Origin of the sequence: Pseudoalteromonas sp. BZA4 (assembly GCF_040104395.1) — a bacterium.
Classification (GTDB): domain Bacteria; phylum Pseudomonadota; class Gammaproteobacteria; order Enterobacterales; family Alteromonadaceae; genus Pseudoalteromonas.
The window spans coordinates 19,099-36,023 of record NZ_JBECOT010000022.1 but is presented as its reverse complement, the minus strand read 5'-3'; the positions used below and the strand labels follow the sequence as shown (position 1 = coordinate 36,023).

The following is a 16,925-nucleotide window of genomic DNA, read 5'->3' as shown; positions in this document are numbered from 1 at the left end:
GGGGGCAGATTGTGTACATCAAGTGTAACAGGAATAAATTCATCCGCGAATAGCTGCATTTTTTAAATATTCTGTTACTCTGCGATTATAAAGCCAGCAACCGTATTAATCTAATGAAAGAGACTCATAGCCAAAAATTAAAAACCATTTTACCTCTAAGCGCCCTTCTACTAACCCTAGCAGGTTGCGGACAAAGTGGTGCTCTTTATCTGCCAGATGATACTAAGCCGCCTGCAAAGTCTCAGCCACAAGCTGATCCATCCGAACAACCAGAGCAAAAACAGGACCAATAGATGGACTTTTTTAACTACAATAATAATCAGCTGTTCGCTGAAGACATCGCTGTCAAAGAGCTTGCCGAACAATATGGTACGCCTTGTTATATCTATTCTCGCAAAACCTTTGAACGTCATTATCTAGCATTTGCTGAAGCTGCTAAGTCACATAAAAGCTTGGTGTGCTATGCCGTAAAAGCCAACTCAAATATTGCCGTGCTGAATATTTTAGCGCGACTTGGTTCAGGCTTTGACATTGTCTCAAAAGGTGAGCTTGCGCGCGTTATTCAAGCAGGCGGTGACGCTAGTAAGGTTGTGTTTTCTGGCGTTGCAAAAACCGCTGACGAAATTGCCTATGCACTTGAATTGGGGATCAAGTGTTTTAACGTTGAGTCAGTGGCTGAGCTTGAGCGTATTTCAAAAGTGGCAACGGATCTTAACTTAGTGGCACCGATTTCGATTCGCGTAAACCCAGATATAGATGCAAAAACGCACCCTTATATCTCAACCGGTTTAAAAGAGAATAAATTTGGTATTGATATTCAAACTGCAGTGACGGTGTATCAACATGCCGCATCTCTGCCCGGTTTAAAAATTACTGGTGTAGATTGCCACATTGGTTCGCAGCTAACTGAAATTAAACCTTTCTTAGCAGCCCTTGAAAAAGTACTGACTCTTATCGAAGAGTTAAAAGCGGTTGGCATCAAGCTAACTCACCTAGATATCGGTGGTGGCCTTGGCGTGCCTTATAATGGCGAAACGCCTCCTCACCCGAGCGAGTATGTTGATAAAATTACCGCTCGATTAGCAAACTACCAAGATTTAGAACTTATTTTTGAGCCTGGTCGTGCGATTGCTGCCAACGCTGGCATTTTAGTTACTAAAGTTGAGTTTATTAAACAAAACCAAGATAAGTTCTTTGCTATTGTTGATGCAGGCATGAACGACATGTTGCGCCCATCGCTATATCAAGCTTGGCAATCTATTGTGCCAGTTGAACCTCGCACAGATGATACGCCTACTCACAACTACGATATTGTCGGCCCAGTTTGCGAAACCGGTGACTTTTTAGGCAAAGACCGTGAGCTTGCACTTCAAGCCGGTGACCTTTTAGCGCAGCGCAGCGCTGGGGCGTATGGTTTTACCATGAGCTCAAACTACAACTCACGCCCGCGTGTTGCAGAGATTATGGTGGATGGTCAGCAAAGCCATTTAATTCGCCAACGCGAAACCTTAGAAAGCCTTTGGCAAGGTGAGAAAATTTTACCATAAACGTTTTTATAACCGCCCTGCTCTGTGGCATGATTAGCTCAGAGCAAACCCGAATTAGAGCGTTATGTTAGTTAATTTTTCAAAAATGCACGGCCTAGGTAATGACTTTGTCGTTATTGATAACATTACTCAAAATGTTTTTTTATCACGTGATCAAATAAAGAAGCTGGCAGATCGCCATTTCGGCATTGGCTTCGATCAACTGCTTATGGTTGAAGCCCCCTACTCTCCTGATCTCGATTTTCATTATCGTATTTTCAATGCCGATGGTAACGAAGTTGAACAGTGCGGCAACGGTGCGCGCTGTTTCGCCCGCTTTGTGCGTATGAAGGGCCTGACCAATAAGCATAAAATCTCGGTTTCAACAAAATCTGGTAACCTCACGCTTTATATAGAGAAAGATGGTCAAGTAACGGTAAATATGGGCCACCCCAGTTTTGAACCAAACAAAATCCCGTTAAAGGCAAGCAAGCGTGAGCTGACCTATATTCTTCGCACTGAAGAACATACGGTATTTAGTGGCGCAGTATCGATGGGTAACCCACATTGCGTGTTAGAAGTTGATGACATTCATACCGCAGAAGTAACAACCTTGGGGCCACTCCTTGAAAATCATGAGCGTTTTCCACAGCGCGCAAATGTAGGTTTTATGCAGGTAATTTCGCAAGATCACATTAAACTAAGGGTGTGGGAACGTGGCGTTAGTGAAACCTTAGCCTGTGGTACAGGTGCTTGTGCTGCGGTCGTGGTTGGACAAATTCAAAGTAAACTCGCTAATACCGTACAAGTTGACTTACCCGGCGGGAGTTTGCAAGTACGCTGGCAAGGTGAAGGGCATCCAGTACGAATGACAGGCCCTGCTGAGCATGTTTTTGATGGACAAGTGGCATTATGAGCAAACTAACAGAACAACAAATTGCTGAATATTTAAAAGCACACCCTGATTTTTTTATTAAAAACCCTGATGTGCTCGCTGAAGTTGAACTACAACAGCAAACGGCGGGAACAACCTCTTTGGTGCATATTCAACAGCGCCAATTACGTGAACACAATACGTTATTAAAAAATAAGATTGAGCAGCTCGTTGAACAAGCAAAAGAAAACGAGTTAATTTACCGCTTATTTAGCGATTGTCATCGTCAGTTATGGACTAACTACGACTTTACGACACTGGCTAGCAATTTGCGCAATATTATCTGCACTAACCCATCCATTAACGAATGCCACTTAGTTAAGTACGATACAAAGTTTGATGAATTAATTGCCCACCGCCTGCAAAACGACGGTATTTACTTGGGTCGAGTAAGCCAACAAGAAAGAGACTTACTGTTTTCAGACACGACTCAATCGACTGCCTTATACTTAATTGGTAACACGAAACACCCTGTGGCTATTTTGGCGTTTGGTAGTGATGACGTAAATCACTTCGAACCGGCAAAAGACAGCTTTTTTGTCCTTGAGTTTGTGCGCTCATTGCAACTGCGCTTATTGGAACTTGCATGAGCGATGTGACGACGCCAGACATTAATGAATTAAGTGATGCTTGGCGTACACCCATCCAACTTTTTGCAGACTACTTACGCTACGAAAAACAATACTCAGCGCACACAGTAAACCAATACACGAGCCAGCTAGGCTTCGCGGCTTTGTACTTTAGTAAACTATGTGAAGACTGGTTTGCTGTTCAAGGTGAGCATATTCGCCGTTACAGCATGCAAATGCGCAGCAAACAATTAAGTGGTCGCACAATCAGTTTAAAACTAAGTTGTATTCGCAGTTTATATAAATTCTTAAAAGCAAAAAATATAGCCAGCCAGGCACATTATCACAATCCGGCAGAGGCCATTAAAGGGCCAAAATTTTCCAAGCCTTTGCCCAAAAATTTAGACGTAGATCAAATGGCTAAGCTACTAGAACTGCCCGATGATGAGCCTTTAGCTATTCGTGACAAAGCCATGATGGAATTAATGTACTCTTCGGGTCTGCGCATCAGCGAGTTAGTTGGCGCTAACATACAGGATATAAACCCCACTGAAGGCGAAATTTTAGTCCGTGGTAAAGGTAACAAAGAACGTTTATTACCTGTAGGCAGCAAAGCGCTCAGTGCATTAAAAGCATGGCTGAAAATTCGCCCTCAATTTGCACATCCTGATGAAATAGCCGTGTTTGTTAGCAGCCAAAAAAAGCGAATTTCCGTACGCCAAGTTCGTCTTCGCATGCAAGAGTGGGGTATTAAGCAAGGGATCAGCTCACAAGTGCATCCACATAAATTACGCCACTCGTTTGCGTCACATATCTTAGAATCATCAGGGGATTTGCGCGCCGTACAAGAACTGTTAGGACACAGTAGTTTGTCTGCAACTCAAGTTTATACGCATTTAGATTTTCAGCATTTAGCTAAAGTGTACGATAACACCCATCCACGCGCTAAAAAGCGCTCAACATCAGAGTAACCCCTTACCATTATGATCCGATTTAACCGTGCCCTATCGCCAGTTTCTGTTTTAAGTTTTGATTTAGACGACACACTTTACAACAACCATCCGATCATAAAGTCAGCCTTGCAAGCACAAGCTGATTACCTCGAAGCGTTAGACCAATGGCCCGCCGATAGTATCAGCTACTGGTTAAAATGCCGCGAGTGTGCTTTAAAACATGATGCAACTTTAATTGATGACGTTACGCGCTGGCGACAAGCAGCATTACACTATGCCATGACCGATCTGGGTTTTTCAGCAGAGCAAGCTCAGTTACATGCCGAAAATGCTTATCAGGCATTCGCTGATGCCCGCAGTCAAATAACCGTGACTGATGAAGTGCTTGAATTACTTGCTAACCTCAGTAAACACTACCGCCTTATCGCTATCACCAATGGTAATGTCGAAGTAGAAAAGTTTAACCTTAATGGTGTGTTTGAGTTAGTTTTACAAGCAGGCCCACACGGAAAAGCGAAGCCGCACAGCGCCTTGTTTGATAGCGCAGCCAAAAAATTAGAAGTGCCTCACAAGGAAATTTTACACATTGGCGATAGCCTAGATACTGATGTACAAGGTGCCAATAATGCCGGATGCCAAAGCGTTTGGCTAAATAACCAAGCAACGCAATATCGTTATCAAGGATTAGCAGATATTGAAATAAGCAATATCATGGCGCTCAATCATTTGATTAAAAAGTAACGACTTTGAGAAATTTGTTTTATGCTGAGTAAGTAGGCAACGAAGATTTAAAACTGGTGGGCGAAACGGGTGAATGCTTTTCTTAAATTAATATTGCTACTTTCTCTTAGTTTAAATGGTTACTTTATTTGGCAGCTTTTTAACCCGGAAAAGCCTATAGAAATAGAAACTGTCGCACCAGCGCCTAAAGTACAAAAAGGCACGGTCTTACCTGCCCACTTCCAGCAAGCAGTTGCACTATTTAGCAATCAGTTATTTGATAAAGCCGTCGCTGAGTACACTCAATTACTTGTGAATGAACCTCGCTATGCAAGGCAGCTAAAGCAAGCTTGGCAACAACAACTTGAGACATGGCTTTCCCATCAAAAATTCACTTTAAGTGAGCAATTTTTAACGGCCTTTTTAAATAGCCACCCTTACGATGTCACCATGCTTGAACTTGAAGCTAAGCGTTTAATCGCACAAGGTGATACCCAACAAGGTATTATCAATTTACTGGCTCTTAGCAACCAGTTAGACAGCAATGATAAGCAACAACTTAACAAACAAATAGACGAGCTAAGCACATCCTATATTGATGAACTTATTGCGACGCAACAATGGCAAGCCCTACTTAATATTAGTCAACAATGGCTTGATTACGCGCCTGGCAACGCCCATTACTTATATAACCATGCATTAGCTAACTACCATTTAGAAGATTATGTCGCAAGCCAAATAACCCTAGATCAACTACCCGAAGATCATGACTATAAACAACAGGCTGAGCAATTACATCTGATGATTCAACAAGCCCTCGCAGGTGTTGAAGTTATAGAGTTAACCGCTCGAGGTTCACACTTTTTAGTAAACAGTATTATCAACGATGATATTGAAACCGAGCTGATGATCGACACCGGCGCTAGCTTTACTGTAATTAACCAAACATTATTAAACTCGCTTAACACCCCAGCCAATTACCTTGGCACCTTGCAAGTAAACACAGCTAATGGAATTGTTGAAGCACAGCGTTATCAGCTCGCATCATTTCAAGTCGGTCAACAACGTATTCGTAATTTTGAAGTGCTGGTAATAGAAAATCATGCTGGCTATGGCTTATTAGGTATGAACTTTTTAGAGAATTTTAAGTTTAATATCAATCAGCAAGTGAATGAGTTAGAGTTGATAAAGAACAATTTTTAAGGACAAGCAATGACTCTTAACGAATTCCTGGCAACATTAGCAAGCACACCACAGCAAATTGAGTTTACCGATACCATGGCGGTTATAGACAGCAATTATGATTTTACCCCAAGCGGTTTTAACAATCATGGCCTGCTAAGCGAAGCAAATGAAAATAACGGTTCGTGTAAAATTTTTGCCTTTGCAAAGCTTAATCAACTAAGCAAACAAAATACCCTAGATTGTTTTGGCGCGTTTTATCGTGATGACGTGTTGCCCAATCCTGAAGGGCAAGACCATATGAACATTCGCACCTTTATGCTTGCCCCTGAAGCGACCCCTTTCTTAGGGATTACTTTTACCGAGCAAGACGTGCTTAAAGCGAAGTGATTAAAACCAATAATTAAAGGGTTTTTTCCATAAAATAACGGCAGCCGTCGAGTGGGTAGTTTTTCATCTCGTATTTAACTTGGTAGCCGTTTTTTTCGTAAAAGGGTTTGGCTTGGAAATCGAGCGTATCAAGTTGTGCAGTATTTGCACCAAACGCTTTAGCTTTGCTCTCTAATTCAGCTAACAATCGTGTCGCAAGCCCTTTACCACGTGTCTTATCATCACACCAAAGCCAACTAATAAGCAGCCAATTGCCAAATACTTGACCATGGATACCGGCAACAACACTATTTTGTTTATTAACGAACTTAAAGCCTAAAGGAATACGCTCGGCATTAAAATGCGCGGCGTTGAAAGCCACAATATGTTCTCTTAGCTGGTTGTTTAGATCAGCTGAGTCATCACTTTTTAATTGATACATAGTATACATACCCAAGCCACCTCAAGATGCAGACTTCAGCGTTTCACAGGTGCTTAATATCAAGGCGTTACTTTGCAAGAATGGCAGTCCCTTTTAAGAAGTAACAACGATGAGAGTAAGTGCCTGTGAAGCGCCCAAAGGGTTGGTTTAAATGCGATTTATACTGCGTTATTGATTTTAACAATAGAACCACTATTACTTGCAATCAATGCCTTGCCTAAATCGCATTTAATTCCAACTGAAACTCGCATCTTGAGGTGGTTTGGGTATGTAAAATGTTATGACTCAGTATACGCTTATATCGTTAATCAGTATAAGTGGTTCTTGCCATAAGGTACTTCGAGCATATTACTCGCGAGCTTTTCGGGCTGACCGCACATTTCATCATAAGCACTGGTGTGGCGTAGAACCATATCGCCATAACTTAGGTGATCAAGACGCTTTTGAATATGCAACGGGCTAATATCACGAATAAACTCACCCTGCTCATCAGTAACATAATACTCAACGTTATTGATCATCACAGACACCTGATACAGTGCCATTTCCAACGAATGAAGGATAACCTTTTGCAGTGGTTGGTGATCTGCAAGCTCTGATAACTTGATAGGCATGTGCATTCCTCTTTGGTGGTGGAACTATTTATACGTGATTTTGATATACTGTGATCAAATTAATTGTACAAAAATCACTCATGCCAGAAAAAGTACGACTTGCTAAATTTATTGCCCATGCGGGTGTTTGCTCTCGAAAGCAAGCATCGCGCTTGATAGATCAAGGTGAGGTAACAGTAAATGGCCGTGCCGCAAATCATATAGATCATGTTGATGAGCACGATGATGTGATTGTACTTGGCGAAAAAATTTTAGCTAAAGCGCCACTCACCTACTTTGCTTATCACAAACCCGTTGGTATAGATTGCAAGTTAAATGCTGATGACCCAACAAGCCTTATTCATAGCCTGCCTAAAACCACTCGGGTTTACCCAATTGGCCGGCTCGACAAAGACTCCCGAGGTTTGTTGATTTTGACCAATGACGGTGAGTTTTGTAATCAGCTGATCCACCCTGATTACCACCAACCCAAACGCTATTTAGTCACCGTAGATAAACCCCTTGATAGCGACTTCTGTAAAAAAATGGCGAGCGGTGTGCCTGTCGATAGACAAATAACCCTCCCTTGCACGGTGACTCAAGTCAACGAAACGCAGTTTTGCATCGCCTTAAAACAAGGCTTAAATCGGCAAATACGTAAAATGGCACGTTTTTGTGGCTACAAAGTCATCGACCTTTACCGCACAGATATCGCAAAATTGTCACTCACCACGCTTAATTTGCCCGAAGGACAGATAGTCAGTATCAAAAAAAGTGACATTCTCTAACAAAAAAGTTTGCATTAATTGATTACACGTGTAATCTTAAATTAAAGATTACATCTGTAGGCATAAAAATGATTGAACTTTCTAAAGCTGAATTCGAAGTATTAGATGCGGTATGGCTTGGCTACCCAGCCACGGCAAGTGAAGTAATTGCGCGTTTAAGTGACGATAAAGAATGGCACGAAAAAACCATCAAAACGCTACTAAGCCGTTTAGTTAAAAAAGGCGCACTTAGCTTCGAGAAACAAGGCCGCCAATATAACTACACTCCTTGCATCGCCCGTGAAGAATACACATTAAAAGAAAGCCAAAGCTTTATTGAACGCTTTTTTAATGGCCGTATTGCGCCACTGGTGAGTGGCTTTGCTAAATCAGAGCAACTCTCGCAACATGATATTGATGAGCTGAAAAAGGTCATTGATGATTGGGAAAAACAGCAAAAATAAGGCTTGTTATGTTAGATGCATTTTTTAATTGGTTGTTAGATCAACAACTTTTGATCTCATCTGCAATAATGTTTTTATTGCTGCTAGAGCGAAAGTTGCTAAGCCAGCTGTCGGCACGCTTGGTTTATACACTGTGGGCGCTTTTACCGATTAGTTTATTGTTAGCGAACCTACCAGAACACTTAAAACCAATTCAAAACGACTTTATCAGTAAGCTGACTATCACGCCAAACACAGCAATAATGCCGCAGTTTACGCTCACTTGGTTTGCTATTTATGGCTTTATTAGTGCCGCACTGCTGATCACTGCCGTATATTTTCATTACCGTTTTCTAGCAAAACTGCAATTAGCGCCAATTACGCTTGATCAGCACAGCAACCAAAGCATGCGCTTATACCAAAGCAATCAGGTGAGTTCACCTATGGTTGTAGGGGTTATAAACACCAAGCTAGTGCTGCCTACAAACTATCAAAGCCATTACAACAGCCATGCTTTAGCGCTTATTTTAGAACACGAATCAGTGCACATTAAACGCAAAGACAACCTAATTAATGCCATCGCTTTAAGTGCCACTATTTTGCTGTGGTTTAACCCTGTCGCTTGGCTTGGTTATGCAAGTCTACGCCGCATTCAAGAGCTTTCATGTGATGAGCAAGTACTCAAAAATAAATCAACTGAACAACGAATTCTATACAGTAAGGCATTAGTGCACTGTGCAAGCTTTAGCAGAACGGGATTAATGGCTTATTCACAATACGGAGATAAAAACACCATGTTACAACGTCTAAATCAAATAAAGCAGATAGACAACAGCTCATTTATTGCAAAAACAGCGTTAGTTATTTTTACAGCGGGCATGCTTAGCAGCTTTGCGATTGCAAAACAGCCAATGTCCATTGAAAAGACAAAGGACTATCAAGCGGTTATGCGTGTAGAGCCGATATACCCAATTCAAGCGGCAGAGCAAGGTATTAGCGGTTCAGTCGTTTTGAAATACGATATTTTACCAAGCGGCGCCACCAGCAATGTTAGTGTGGTGAGTGCAGAGCCTGAAGGTGTTTTCAATCGAGAAGCGAAAAGAGCCTTAAAACAATGGCAATATGCGCCGTCTGAATCTGGCTTTAAAAACGCCTTAGTGCAACTCGATTTTGCCTTAGACGAAAACTATCAAGCAAAAGATTTAATAGAGAAAATTAAAGTTAGCTCTAAGTAAAAGTAACCACTTAAGACCCTAAAGCAAGCGCCTTATTTAAGCCGCTTGCTTTGTGGTTTTTAACCCATTGGCTTGTAACTAAAGGCAAACAGCAATCATCGCCACAGCACAAACATAGCCTACTAGCCAAACTAATGAGCGCAGAATATCTTGGTTTATGTAGTAGAAAATACAATACAACACGCGGGCAATAACATGCACAATCGCTAGGGTCTCAGTTACCTGATAGACATTATTGCTACCTATTACGACTGCCAGCGCGACAGCAAAAATAATCAGTGACTCAAAGCTATTTTGATGTGCTGCCAACGCACGAGCACCAAAGCCGGTTAGTTTAGCTTGTTGTTCGCGTGGGTGCTTATTGTCGTAGCCTGCCAACTTATTTTGTGCGAAAGCCACAGGTGCTTTAGCTAAATAGGGTATAAGTACTGCGATGAGTGCGCAGATAATCAGTGTGGTCATGATATTTCCTTATCTTTTAACTGTAATAACCTACCCTAGCGCAAACAAAAAAAAGCCGCTACTTAAAACAGCAGCGGCCAGCAATAGCATCATTGTCACTATAGTCTAAAGCCGGCATAAAAGCCCTGCGGCATATTGTCACAGCTGAGTTTTTCTCAAGTTGGTCGATAAGCTAATGCTCTCATACTTTGGTTTTGTTACTCTAATTGCCTCTCCTCATTAATTTATTTTCAATATGACTTGGATTTTCTTAACTATTTTTGCGGCATTTATGCAGTCGTGGCGAAACGCTCTGCAAAGTAAACTCAGTGCAACAGTGAGCGTTGCCGGGGTAACGCTTGCTCGCTTTATTATTGCCAGCCCGATTGCTGCAATGTATTTATTTGTACTTTATCAATATCAAGACGCCGCACTCCCTGACTTTAATCTGGCTTTTATTGGCTACATTGTTGGCGCCAGTATCGTCCAAATCGTTGCCACCGGTTTGATGGTAAAACTGTTTAAAATGAATAACTTTGCAGTCGGCGCAGGGCTTGCAAAAAGTGAAGCACTGATGGCGGCCATTTTAGGTGTTATGTTCTTTGGTTCAGCACTCTCACTGCTAGGTTGGGTTGGCGTATTTATTGGTGCAATTGCGGTATTGCTATTAAGTGGCATCGCGAATGTTAAACACTTTAATTTGGGCACTGCACTGCTTGGGCTTGCTTGCGGCACTTCTTTTGCTCTCTCTTCATCATGGATCCGTGAGGCAAGTTTAAATTCAGGACTGACTTTTCCACACTCTGCCGCTTGGGTGTTGTTACTGATAATCAGCTTACAAACCCTGATGCTGTGCGTGTATATTGCATTTAAAGAACGCGGCACATTTAAGAAAATGTGGCATCACAAAGGTACCACTACGGCTGTCAGTTTTTGTAGCTGTTTAGGTTCAATCGGTTGGTTTAGTGCCATGAGCTTGCAGCATGTTGCTTATGTAAAAACACTGGGGCAGATAGAAGTATTCTTTACCATTATGGTATCGATTCTTTGGTTAAAACAGCCGTTAAAACGCCAAGACACAGCGGGGCTTGTGTTAATTGCACTGGCAGCCATTCTGGTAATGCTACCAAATTAGGCTTATTTCTAGTCATTAAAAAAGCGGCATAGCCGCTTTTTTAATGACTAATTTTTAGCGTTATCACACCGCTAATTATCAGCAATACTCCGGCAATACGGCCAAATGTGGCGGCATCCCCATAAAATAAAATACCAACTAAGAAAGTGCCCGCGGCTCCTATGCCTGTCCATACCGCATAAGATGTTCCCATCGGAATATCCTTTTGCGCCAACCACAGCATAAAACCACTAGCGACCATAAATGCGACAGCAATTGCAATGCCTAACCAGCGACTGTCTGCCTGTTGAGACATTTTAAGGCCAACAGGCCAGCCAATTTCTAACAGACCTGCGACAATTAAATACAACCACGCCATTAGTTATCTCGCTTTTTCAAGATCACGTCATACAAATCTTCGCGGCGGTCTTTTAAGTTTCTAACAGTACCTTCACTGTGAAGGATTTTCAGTTTATCCATATCTAAATCACTGAATAACAGCATTTCGGTATTCGGTGTTGCTTCATTCAAGGTCGCATCATGTGGGAATGAGAAATCAGAAGGAGTAAGCACTGCTGATTGCGAATACTGTACGTCTAAACTCTCAACCTCAGGTAAGTTACCAACCGAGCCTGCAATCACAACATAACATTCATTTTCAATTGCACGTGCTTGCGCACAATGACGAACACGTAAGTAACTATTTTTTGTATCCGTCCAAAATGGCACGAACAAAATATCTAACCCTTGCTTAGCGAGAATACGTGACAGCTCAGGGAACTCTACATCGTAACAAATTTGAATACCGACACGACCCGCATCCGTTTCAAATACAGCAATTTTGTCACCGCCTTGGATCACCCAGTCATTTTGCTCGTGAGGGGTAATATGAATTTTGCGCTGCTCATCGATTTTACCGCTACGATGGCATAGGTAGCTGACATTATAAATCTTGTCATCTTCAGCAAGCGGCATGGAGCCTGTGATAATATTGGCATTGTATTCAACCGCCATGCGCGACATTGCATCACGGAAGGTTTCTGTGTATTCGGCCAGATAGCGAATGGCTTCTGTTTGATTGCTTTGCTCGGTAAGACCCATTAACGGAGCATTGAAAAATTCCGGAAACAGAATAAAGTCACTTTTATAGTCAGACACCGTATCAACAAAGTATTCCACTTGCTTGAGCAGCTCTTCAACAGACTCAACACAGCGCATTTGCCACTGTACGGCACCGACACGGACAATTGATTTGGTCGACTCAAGTACTGTATCAGTCGGCTCAAACATAATGTTATTCCACTCAAGTAAAGTGGCGTAACCAACTGATTCCTGATCTTCAGGAAGGTATTTTTTAAGTAAACGTTTAACTTGGAAATCATTAGATAGCTGAAAGCTTAAAATCGGATCGTACAGCTCTTTGTGGTCTACTTTTTCGATGTACTCCATCGGAGTCATCTCTGCACTGTGATTGTAATAACGCGGAATACGCCCACCCGCTAAAATGGCGCGTAAGTTATACTGACGGCACAGCTCTTTTCGTGCATCGTATAAGCGACGACCCAATCGCATACCTCGGTGAGTTGATGAAATCACCACATCTAAACCATAAAGTGCATCACCTTCAGGATCACTAAATACACGGTCATGGCCATCAACAATATCTTCGTAGGTATGTGGGTTAGAAAAGCGCGCGTAATCTACCTGAACACTCAGGGCGATGCCGACTAAGACACCATCGTCAACAATACCTATTTGCCCTTCCGGAAACTGGTCTATTAACCTAAAAATAGTATGGCTTGGCCAAGCACCTCCAAGCCCTGGGTAAGCTTGATCCATGAGGGTCTTTATTTGTGGGTACTGTTCTTTGGTTAGATTACAGATCTCTAAATGCGTTTTTTCCGCCGGCATAGCTACTCCTTTTTAGGCACGAGAGAATAATCACAGCAAACATTGCTCAGCATGTTTCTAGATTAGCTTTAACTAGAGTGGCATCAAATGCCCACTCTGCCAAGCCTTTGATCATATCAAAGATGATGTGAACAAACGCTTAGCTTCATTCATAAACATCAGTGACATGCGTTTACAAAGCAAAAGCGAGCAATTATAAACCTGCATTGCTCAACTTTTCATCTATAATTACGCTACTCTCCATGTGTATTTGAGGTTGGATTGATCAAACACTTATTAAAACAATCAAAGCAATCTGGCTTAGAAGAGATTGAACACGTTAAATTTCTGATTATTTCTAAAATCGCCTATTTCGCGTTGATTGTTCATGTCTTGCTGATCCCCGTATTTGCTCACATAGGTGCAAATACGCTTGCTTTAGTTAATATCTTGAGTGTGCTTGCTTGGGCAAGCGGCATCTTTTTAATTAAGCAAGGACTGACTTCGCTAGCACTTAGAGTATTTTGCCTTGAAGTAATTATTCATGCGGTCATTGTTTGTGCCACCCTTGGCTTAGGTGCAGGATTTCAGTTTTACCTATGGACTGTATCTTGTATTTTAATGATCGATTATCAATTAACCCTTAAGCGTGCAGCTTTATATAGCTTAGTGATGATTGCGATATTCGCCCTGCTATATGTATTTTTTTCAGATGTTCAGTACGGCTTTGCTTACCCAGAGTTACTACCACATGTAAATGTAATCAATATTATTATTGCCGGTTTACCTATGGTCTATGGCATGGGTCTAATCAGAGAAATCACTTTGTCACAACGGGTTGAGTTAACAGAAATGGCAGCCCGCGATCCACTCACTAAGCTCTACAACCGCCGTTTTGCAAAAAAATTAATCACTGCTGCACATCAAAAGAGCATAGAGCTTGAGAGCAGTCTTTGTATTGTTATGGCTGACATCGATAAGTTTAAAAGTATTAACGACAATTATGGCCATGAAAAAGGTGATACGGTGCTCGTTAATGTTGCCAGGCTAATTCGCCAATTTATTGATGATGAAGATATAGCGGTACGCTGGGGTGGTGAAGAATTTTTAATTTTATTAACTAATACAGATGCAAAGCAGGCCTTTGCAAAAATTGAAACCTTACGTTTAAAAATCGCCGAGCTAGAGGCACATCATGAATTCCCCGATCTCAATGTCACTATGAGTTTTGGGCTTATTGAATGGCAACCGCTCGCTTCAATAGAAAAAATGCTACAACACGCTGATGAAGCGCTGTATAAAAGCAAGCACGCAGGACGCAACCAAACTACCATTGCTAAAGGTCAACGCCCTGCTTTCAAAGATGCTGATGCGGTTAATTAACCGCATCGATAGTGATACTGTGGGCAATCTCTTGTGGCAATAATGGCGTTAAACCATTACTAACATAATCGTTAAACCCGGCACGATAAAATTCTGACAATGGATGCCCCGATTGCCCACCCGGAATAGCCATTATCGCTTTATCTAAGTGCCCAGGTTGAACAATAAAGCGCTGTGAAGCACCAAAGCTACGTCCTTGCACCGAAGGCATAAAGGTATCGCCAAACCCAGGCTCCGTAGGCATATTCAATAAGCTTTTCAGTGCGGGTATTTGCTTGGCAAATGGGTGCTCAATCACTAATTCGTTAACCTTGCCCCACTCCCAGCTATGCGGGTTGTTACCGTATTGATCGGTTAGTTTAGTGATAACGCGGTCAAAGGCTCCTATCATTTGTTGTTGCCAGTTTGCATACTCAGGGTTTAACCATGCCTGAGGCTGCGCTTCGATAAGTTGCCAAACAGCAGGTTCTAAGTCTCGTTTTACTGGTTTTAAGCTACTATCGAGAGCTTTTAGCTTATTCTCTAACGGGCTAAATAAGCCGTTAATCACTTCACTGCGGTAGCGCTTTACTAAGGTGTAGCCAATTGAGTCGCTACAAGCACACGCCTGCCAATTATTTAGCTCTTTTAAATACAGCGCGTATTTATCGCCTGCGTTGCTAAGCTGTTTGACCAGCAGTTTATGCCAAGCCGTTAAGAAACGCGCTTCGTTATCATGTTGTAAGTCATAAAAATCTTGTTCGTTGAACTGTTGTTTTTCAAATAAGCGGTCGCGAATTTGTGCCGAGCGAGCCCCCATGGCATAAGCACCATTACCAAAGCGCTGGTCATCCTCTGCGGAAACAACTCGTGAGTTGCCCGTCCATAAACGGCCACTTTCTGGGTTTTTAACAAATGGACGCTGGGTTTCGTTTTCGTGCCACTGTGCAGGATACGCTTGCTCAGCCACCGCTAATTGATGGGGCTCTTTACGGGCAGGCACGGCTCCCATATTCTTCCAAGCTGCATTACCTTTATCATCAACAACCATCAGATTTTGTACAGGAATACCCACCTCAGCAGCAAGCGCTAGTGCATCATCAACCGTGTTTGCTTGCTCAAGCTTAAGTAACTCCATATCAACCGCATACTCATGGTGGGCAACCCAACTTAGCGCATAAGGTTTGCCGTTAATTTCTTTAACTGGGCCATACTCACTCATGGTCAAAGCGTAATTTTCGCTGTTTCCGTCATTGAGTAAGATAGGTTCATCTATCTGCCAGGTTTTCTCTTTACTCTCAAGGGCTATCCAGTCGGCTGTATCTAGATAACCATTGGTGAATCCCCAAGCTATCTTATTATTAGTACCAACAACAATGGCAGGAGCCCCTGGTAGTGACACACCGGTGATTTGCTGCATTTCACCATTGAGTGGGTAATTGAGCTGGGCACGGTACCAAATGATTGGCACAGCAAACGATAAATGCATATCGTCAGACAGCATTGCAGCACCTGTTTCAGTTAACTGCCCAGTAACCGCCCAGTTATTACTGCCAAGTTCCTTTCGGTCTGCAATCTCAGTCATAGCCCATTGAGGGTCTTTGAGATTAGGAATACCGCCGTTATAAGGCGCTAATTGGCTGTTGTCGAGTGCCGCTTGATAAAGGCTAGGCTGAGTAATAAAGTCAACCATCGCCTTACCATATAAATCTTCGATTTCGATCAGTGTTTTGTCGCGCTCAAAGGTGGCCGTTTGTAAATCTAAATACATACTAAAAATGATTAGTAAGCTGTCTTCGCTTTGCCAAGGTTTTGCTTCAGCGCCTGTGAGTAAATATTCAAAGCTATCGAAACCCACTTGCGCATGGCCTTCATTAACCCCATTCGCGTACGCTTTTAATAGCGCTTTATCTTTAGCAGGTAACTGCGCGACAGCAATCTGACTGCGTTTACGTAACTGATGAAAGCGCATTTTTTTATCAAGCCCAACGGCAGCTTTACCAAATAACTCACTAAGCTCACCTGCAGCATTACGGCGCAGTAAATCCATTTGAAAGAATCGGTCCTGACCATGAGCAAAACCAAGAGCATAGGCTGCATCTAATCGGTTTTCGGCATGAATAACAGCCTGTCCTAAGGTATCTCGCTCAATCTTAACTGATTGCGAAATAGCGTCGCTTTTACCGCGACCATCAAGTGCCGGTAAACTTAAGTTTAATACGCCATAAACAAGCCCCGTTGCGAGTAACATTACAACGAACAAACCTATTAGTAACCATTTGATTATCTTAAACATGCCAATTATCCTTGCGCTAAAGTAACACTATATTAACCTTAGTTTTGTGAAAGAATAGTGTTGCGATACAAATAATTGAAATTAGGTTT

Annotated in this window: 19 protein-coding genes; 13 read left to right on the top strand and 6 right to left on the bottom strand. The window is 42.2% G+C overall.

The window, feature by feature from the left end; all coding sequences use genetic code 11:
* The first annotated feature begins 113 nt into the window (after positions 1 to 113).
* The 8 genes from ABMY41_RS11050 to ABMY41_RS11015 all read left to right on the top strand — a co-directional run bounded on the left by ABMY41_RS11050 (position 114) and on the right by ABMY41_RS11015 (position 6,274).
* Positions 114 to 293, top strand: a complete 180-nt coding sequence (locus ABMY41_RS11050; RefSeq protein ID WP_054554660.1) for a lipoprotein — start codon at positions 114 to 116, stop codon at positions 291 to 293.
* Entirely contained in the window at positions 294 to 1,547 is a 1,254-nt protein-coding gene (gene lysA / locus ABMY41_RS11045; protein ID WP_248529827.1) for a diaminopimelate decarboxylase, read from the top strand. It abuts the gene before it with no gap.
* 64 nt (positions 1,548 to 1,611) lie between these two features.
* Positions 1,612 to 2,442, top strand: a complete 831-nt coding sequence (gene dapF, locus ABMY41_RS11040) for a diaminopimelate epimerase (protein WP_349274667.1) — start codon at positions 1,612 to 1,614, stop codon at positions 2,440 to 2,442.
* Positions 2,439 to 3,050, top strand: a complete 612-nt coding sequence (locus ABMY41_RS11035) for a DUF484 family protein (protein ID WP_289098212.1) — start codon at positions 2,439 to 2,441, stop codon at positions 3,048 to 3,050. Before dapF ends, ABMY41_RS11035 begins: the two co-directional genes overlap by 4 nt.
* Positions 3,047 to 4,000 carry a tyrosine recombinase XerC gene (locus ABMY41_RS11030; RefSeq protein ID WP_063528570.1) on the top strand — a complete coding sequence of 318 codons (954 nt, stop codon included), beginning with the start codon at positions 3,047 to 3,049 and terminating at the stop codon, positions 3,998 to 4,000. Before ABMY41_RS11035 ends, ABMY41_RS11030 begins: the two co-directional genes overlap by 4 nt.
* Before the next feature lie 12 nt (positions 4,001 to 4,012).
* Complete coding sequence (locus ABMY41_RS11025; protein ID WP_349274666.1) at positions 4,013 to 4,723, top strand: HAD-IA family hydrolase; 711 nt, start codon at positions 4,013 to 4,015, stop codon at positions 4,721 to 4,723.
* Between the two features lie 69 nt (positions 4,724 to 4,792).
* On the top strand, positions 4,793 to 5,905 hold the full coding sequence (locus ABMY41_RS11020; protein ID WP_287242676.1) for a retropepsin-like aspartic protease: 1,113 nt from the start codon (positions 4,793 to 4,795) through the stop codon (positions 5,903 to 5,905).
* 9 nt (positions 5,906 to 5,914) lie between these two features.
* On the top strand, positions 5,915 to 6,274 hold the full coding sequence (locus ABMY41_RS11015; protein WP_217875454.1) for a HopJ type III effector protein: 360 nt from the start codon (positions 5,915 to 5,917) through the stop codon (positions 6,272 to 6,274).
* Positions 6,275 to 6,287: 13 nt separating this feature from the next.
* Here ABMY41_RS11015 and ABMY41_RS11010 read toward each other — a convergent pair whose 3' ends face one another.
* Complete coding sequence (locus ABMY41_RS11010; protein ID WP_058585390.1) at positions 6,288 to 6,695, bottom strand: GNAT family N-acetyltransferase; 408 nt, start codon at positions 6,693 to 6,695, stop codon at positions 6,288 to 6,290.
* A 308-nt stretch (positions 6,696 to 7,003) separates the two neighbouring features.
* Entirely contained in the window at positions 7,004 to 7,309 is a 306-nt protein-coding gene (locus ABMY41_RS11005) for a DUF6482 family protein (protein WP_130166506.1), read from the bottom strand.
* An 80-nt stretch (positions 7,310 to 7,389) separates the two neighbouring features.
* Here ABMY41_RS11005 and ABMY41_RS11000 point away from each other — a divergent pair, with 80 nt between their 5' ends.
* The 3 genes from ABMY41_RS11000 (at position 7,390) to ABMY41_RS10990 (ending at position 9,733) form a co-directional block, all read left to right on the top strand.
* Positions 7,390 to 8,076: a pseudouridine synthase gene (locus ABMY41_RS11000; RefSeq protein WP_287243753.1), complete on the top strand. Its 687-nt coding sequence runs from the start codon at positions 7,390 to 7,392 to the stop codon at positions 8,074 to 8,076.
* Positions 8,077 to 8,144: 68 nt separating this feature from the next.
* A complete protein-coding gene (locus ABMY41_RS10995; RefSeq protein ID WP_054554650.1) occupies positions 8,145 to 8,519 on the top strand; it encodes a BlaI/MecI/CopY family transcriptional regulator in 375 nt (124 codons plus the stop codon).
* 8 nt (positions 8,520 to 8,527) lie between these two features.
* Positions 8,528 to 9,733 carry a M56 family metallopeptidase gene (locus ABMY41_RS10990; protein ID WP_251603742.1) on the top strand — a complete coding sequence of 402 codons (1,206 nt, stop codon included), beginning with the start codon at positions 8,528 to 8,530 and terminating at the stop codon, positions 9,731 to 9,733.
* Between the two features lie 78 nt (positions 9,734 to 9,811).
* Here ABMY41_RS10990 and ABMY41_RS10985 read toward each other — a convergent pair whose 3' ends face one another.
* Entirely contained in the window at positions 9,812 to 10,195 is a 384-nt protein-coding gene (locus tag ABMY41_RS10985; RefSeq protein WP_055199242.1) for an MAPEG family protein, read from the bottom strand.
* A gap of 235 nt (positions 10,196 to 10,430) precedes the next feature.
* Between ABMY41_RS10985 and ABMY41_RS10980 the strand changes: the two genes are divergently transcribed.
* On the top strand, positions 10,431 to 11,309 hold the full coding sequence (locus ABMY41_RS10980) for a DMT family transporter (RefSeq protein ID WP_349274665.1): 879 nt from the start codon (positions 10,431 to 10,433) through the stop codon (positions 11,307 to 11,309).
* A gap of 40 nt (positions 11,310 to 11,349) precedes the next feature.
* Here ABMY41_RS10980 and ABMY41_RS10975 read toward each other — a convergent pair whose 3' ends face one another.
* Positions 11,350 to 11,667, bottom strand: a complete 318-nt coding sequence (locus tag ABMY41_RS10975; RefSeq protein WP_054554646.1) for a multidrug efflux SMR transporter — start codon at positions 11,665 to 11,667, stop codon at positions 11,350 to 11,352.
* Positions 11,667 to 13,199: a carbon-nitrogen hydrolase family protein gene (locus tag ABMY41_RS10970; RefSeq protein ID WP_058585386.1), complete on the bottom strand. Its 1,533-nt coding sequence runs from the start codon at positions 13,197 to 13,199 to the stop codon at positions 11,667 to 11,669. The genes ABMY41_RS10975 and ABMY41_RS10970 overlap by 1 nt, the downstream gene beginning before the upstream one ends.
* A gap of 261 nt (positions 13,200 to 13,460) precedes the next feature.
* Here ABMY41_RS10970 and ABMY41_RS10965 point away from each other — a divergent pair, with 261 nt between their 5' ends.
* A complete protein-coding gene (locus ABMY41_RS10965; protein ID WP_349274664.1) occupies positions 13,461 to 14,561 on the top strand; it encodes a GGDEF domain-containing protein in 1,101 nt (366 codons plus the stop codon).
* Here ABMY41_RS10965 and ABMY41_RS10960 read toward each other — a convergent pair.
* On the bottom strand, positions 14,554 to 16,836 hold the full coding sequence (locus tag ABMY41_RS10960) for a penicillin acylase family protein (RefSeq protein ID WP_287243746.1): 2,283 nt from the start codon (positions 16,834 to 16,836) through the stop codon (positions 14,554 to 14,556). The two genes, ABMY41_RS10965 and ABMY41_RS10960, sit on opposite strands and share 8 nt — an antisense overlap.
* Positions 16,837 to 16,925 lie beyond the last annotated feature (89 nt).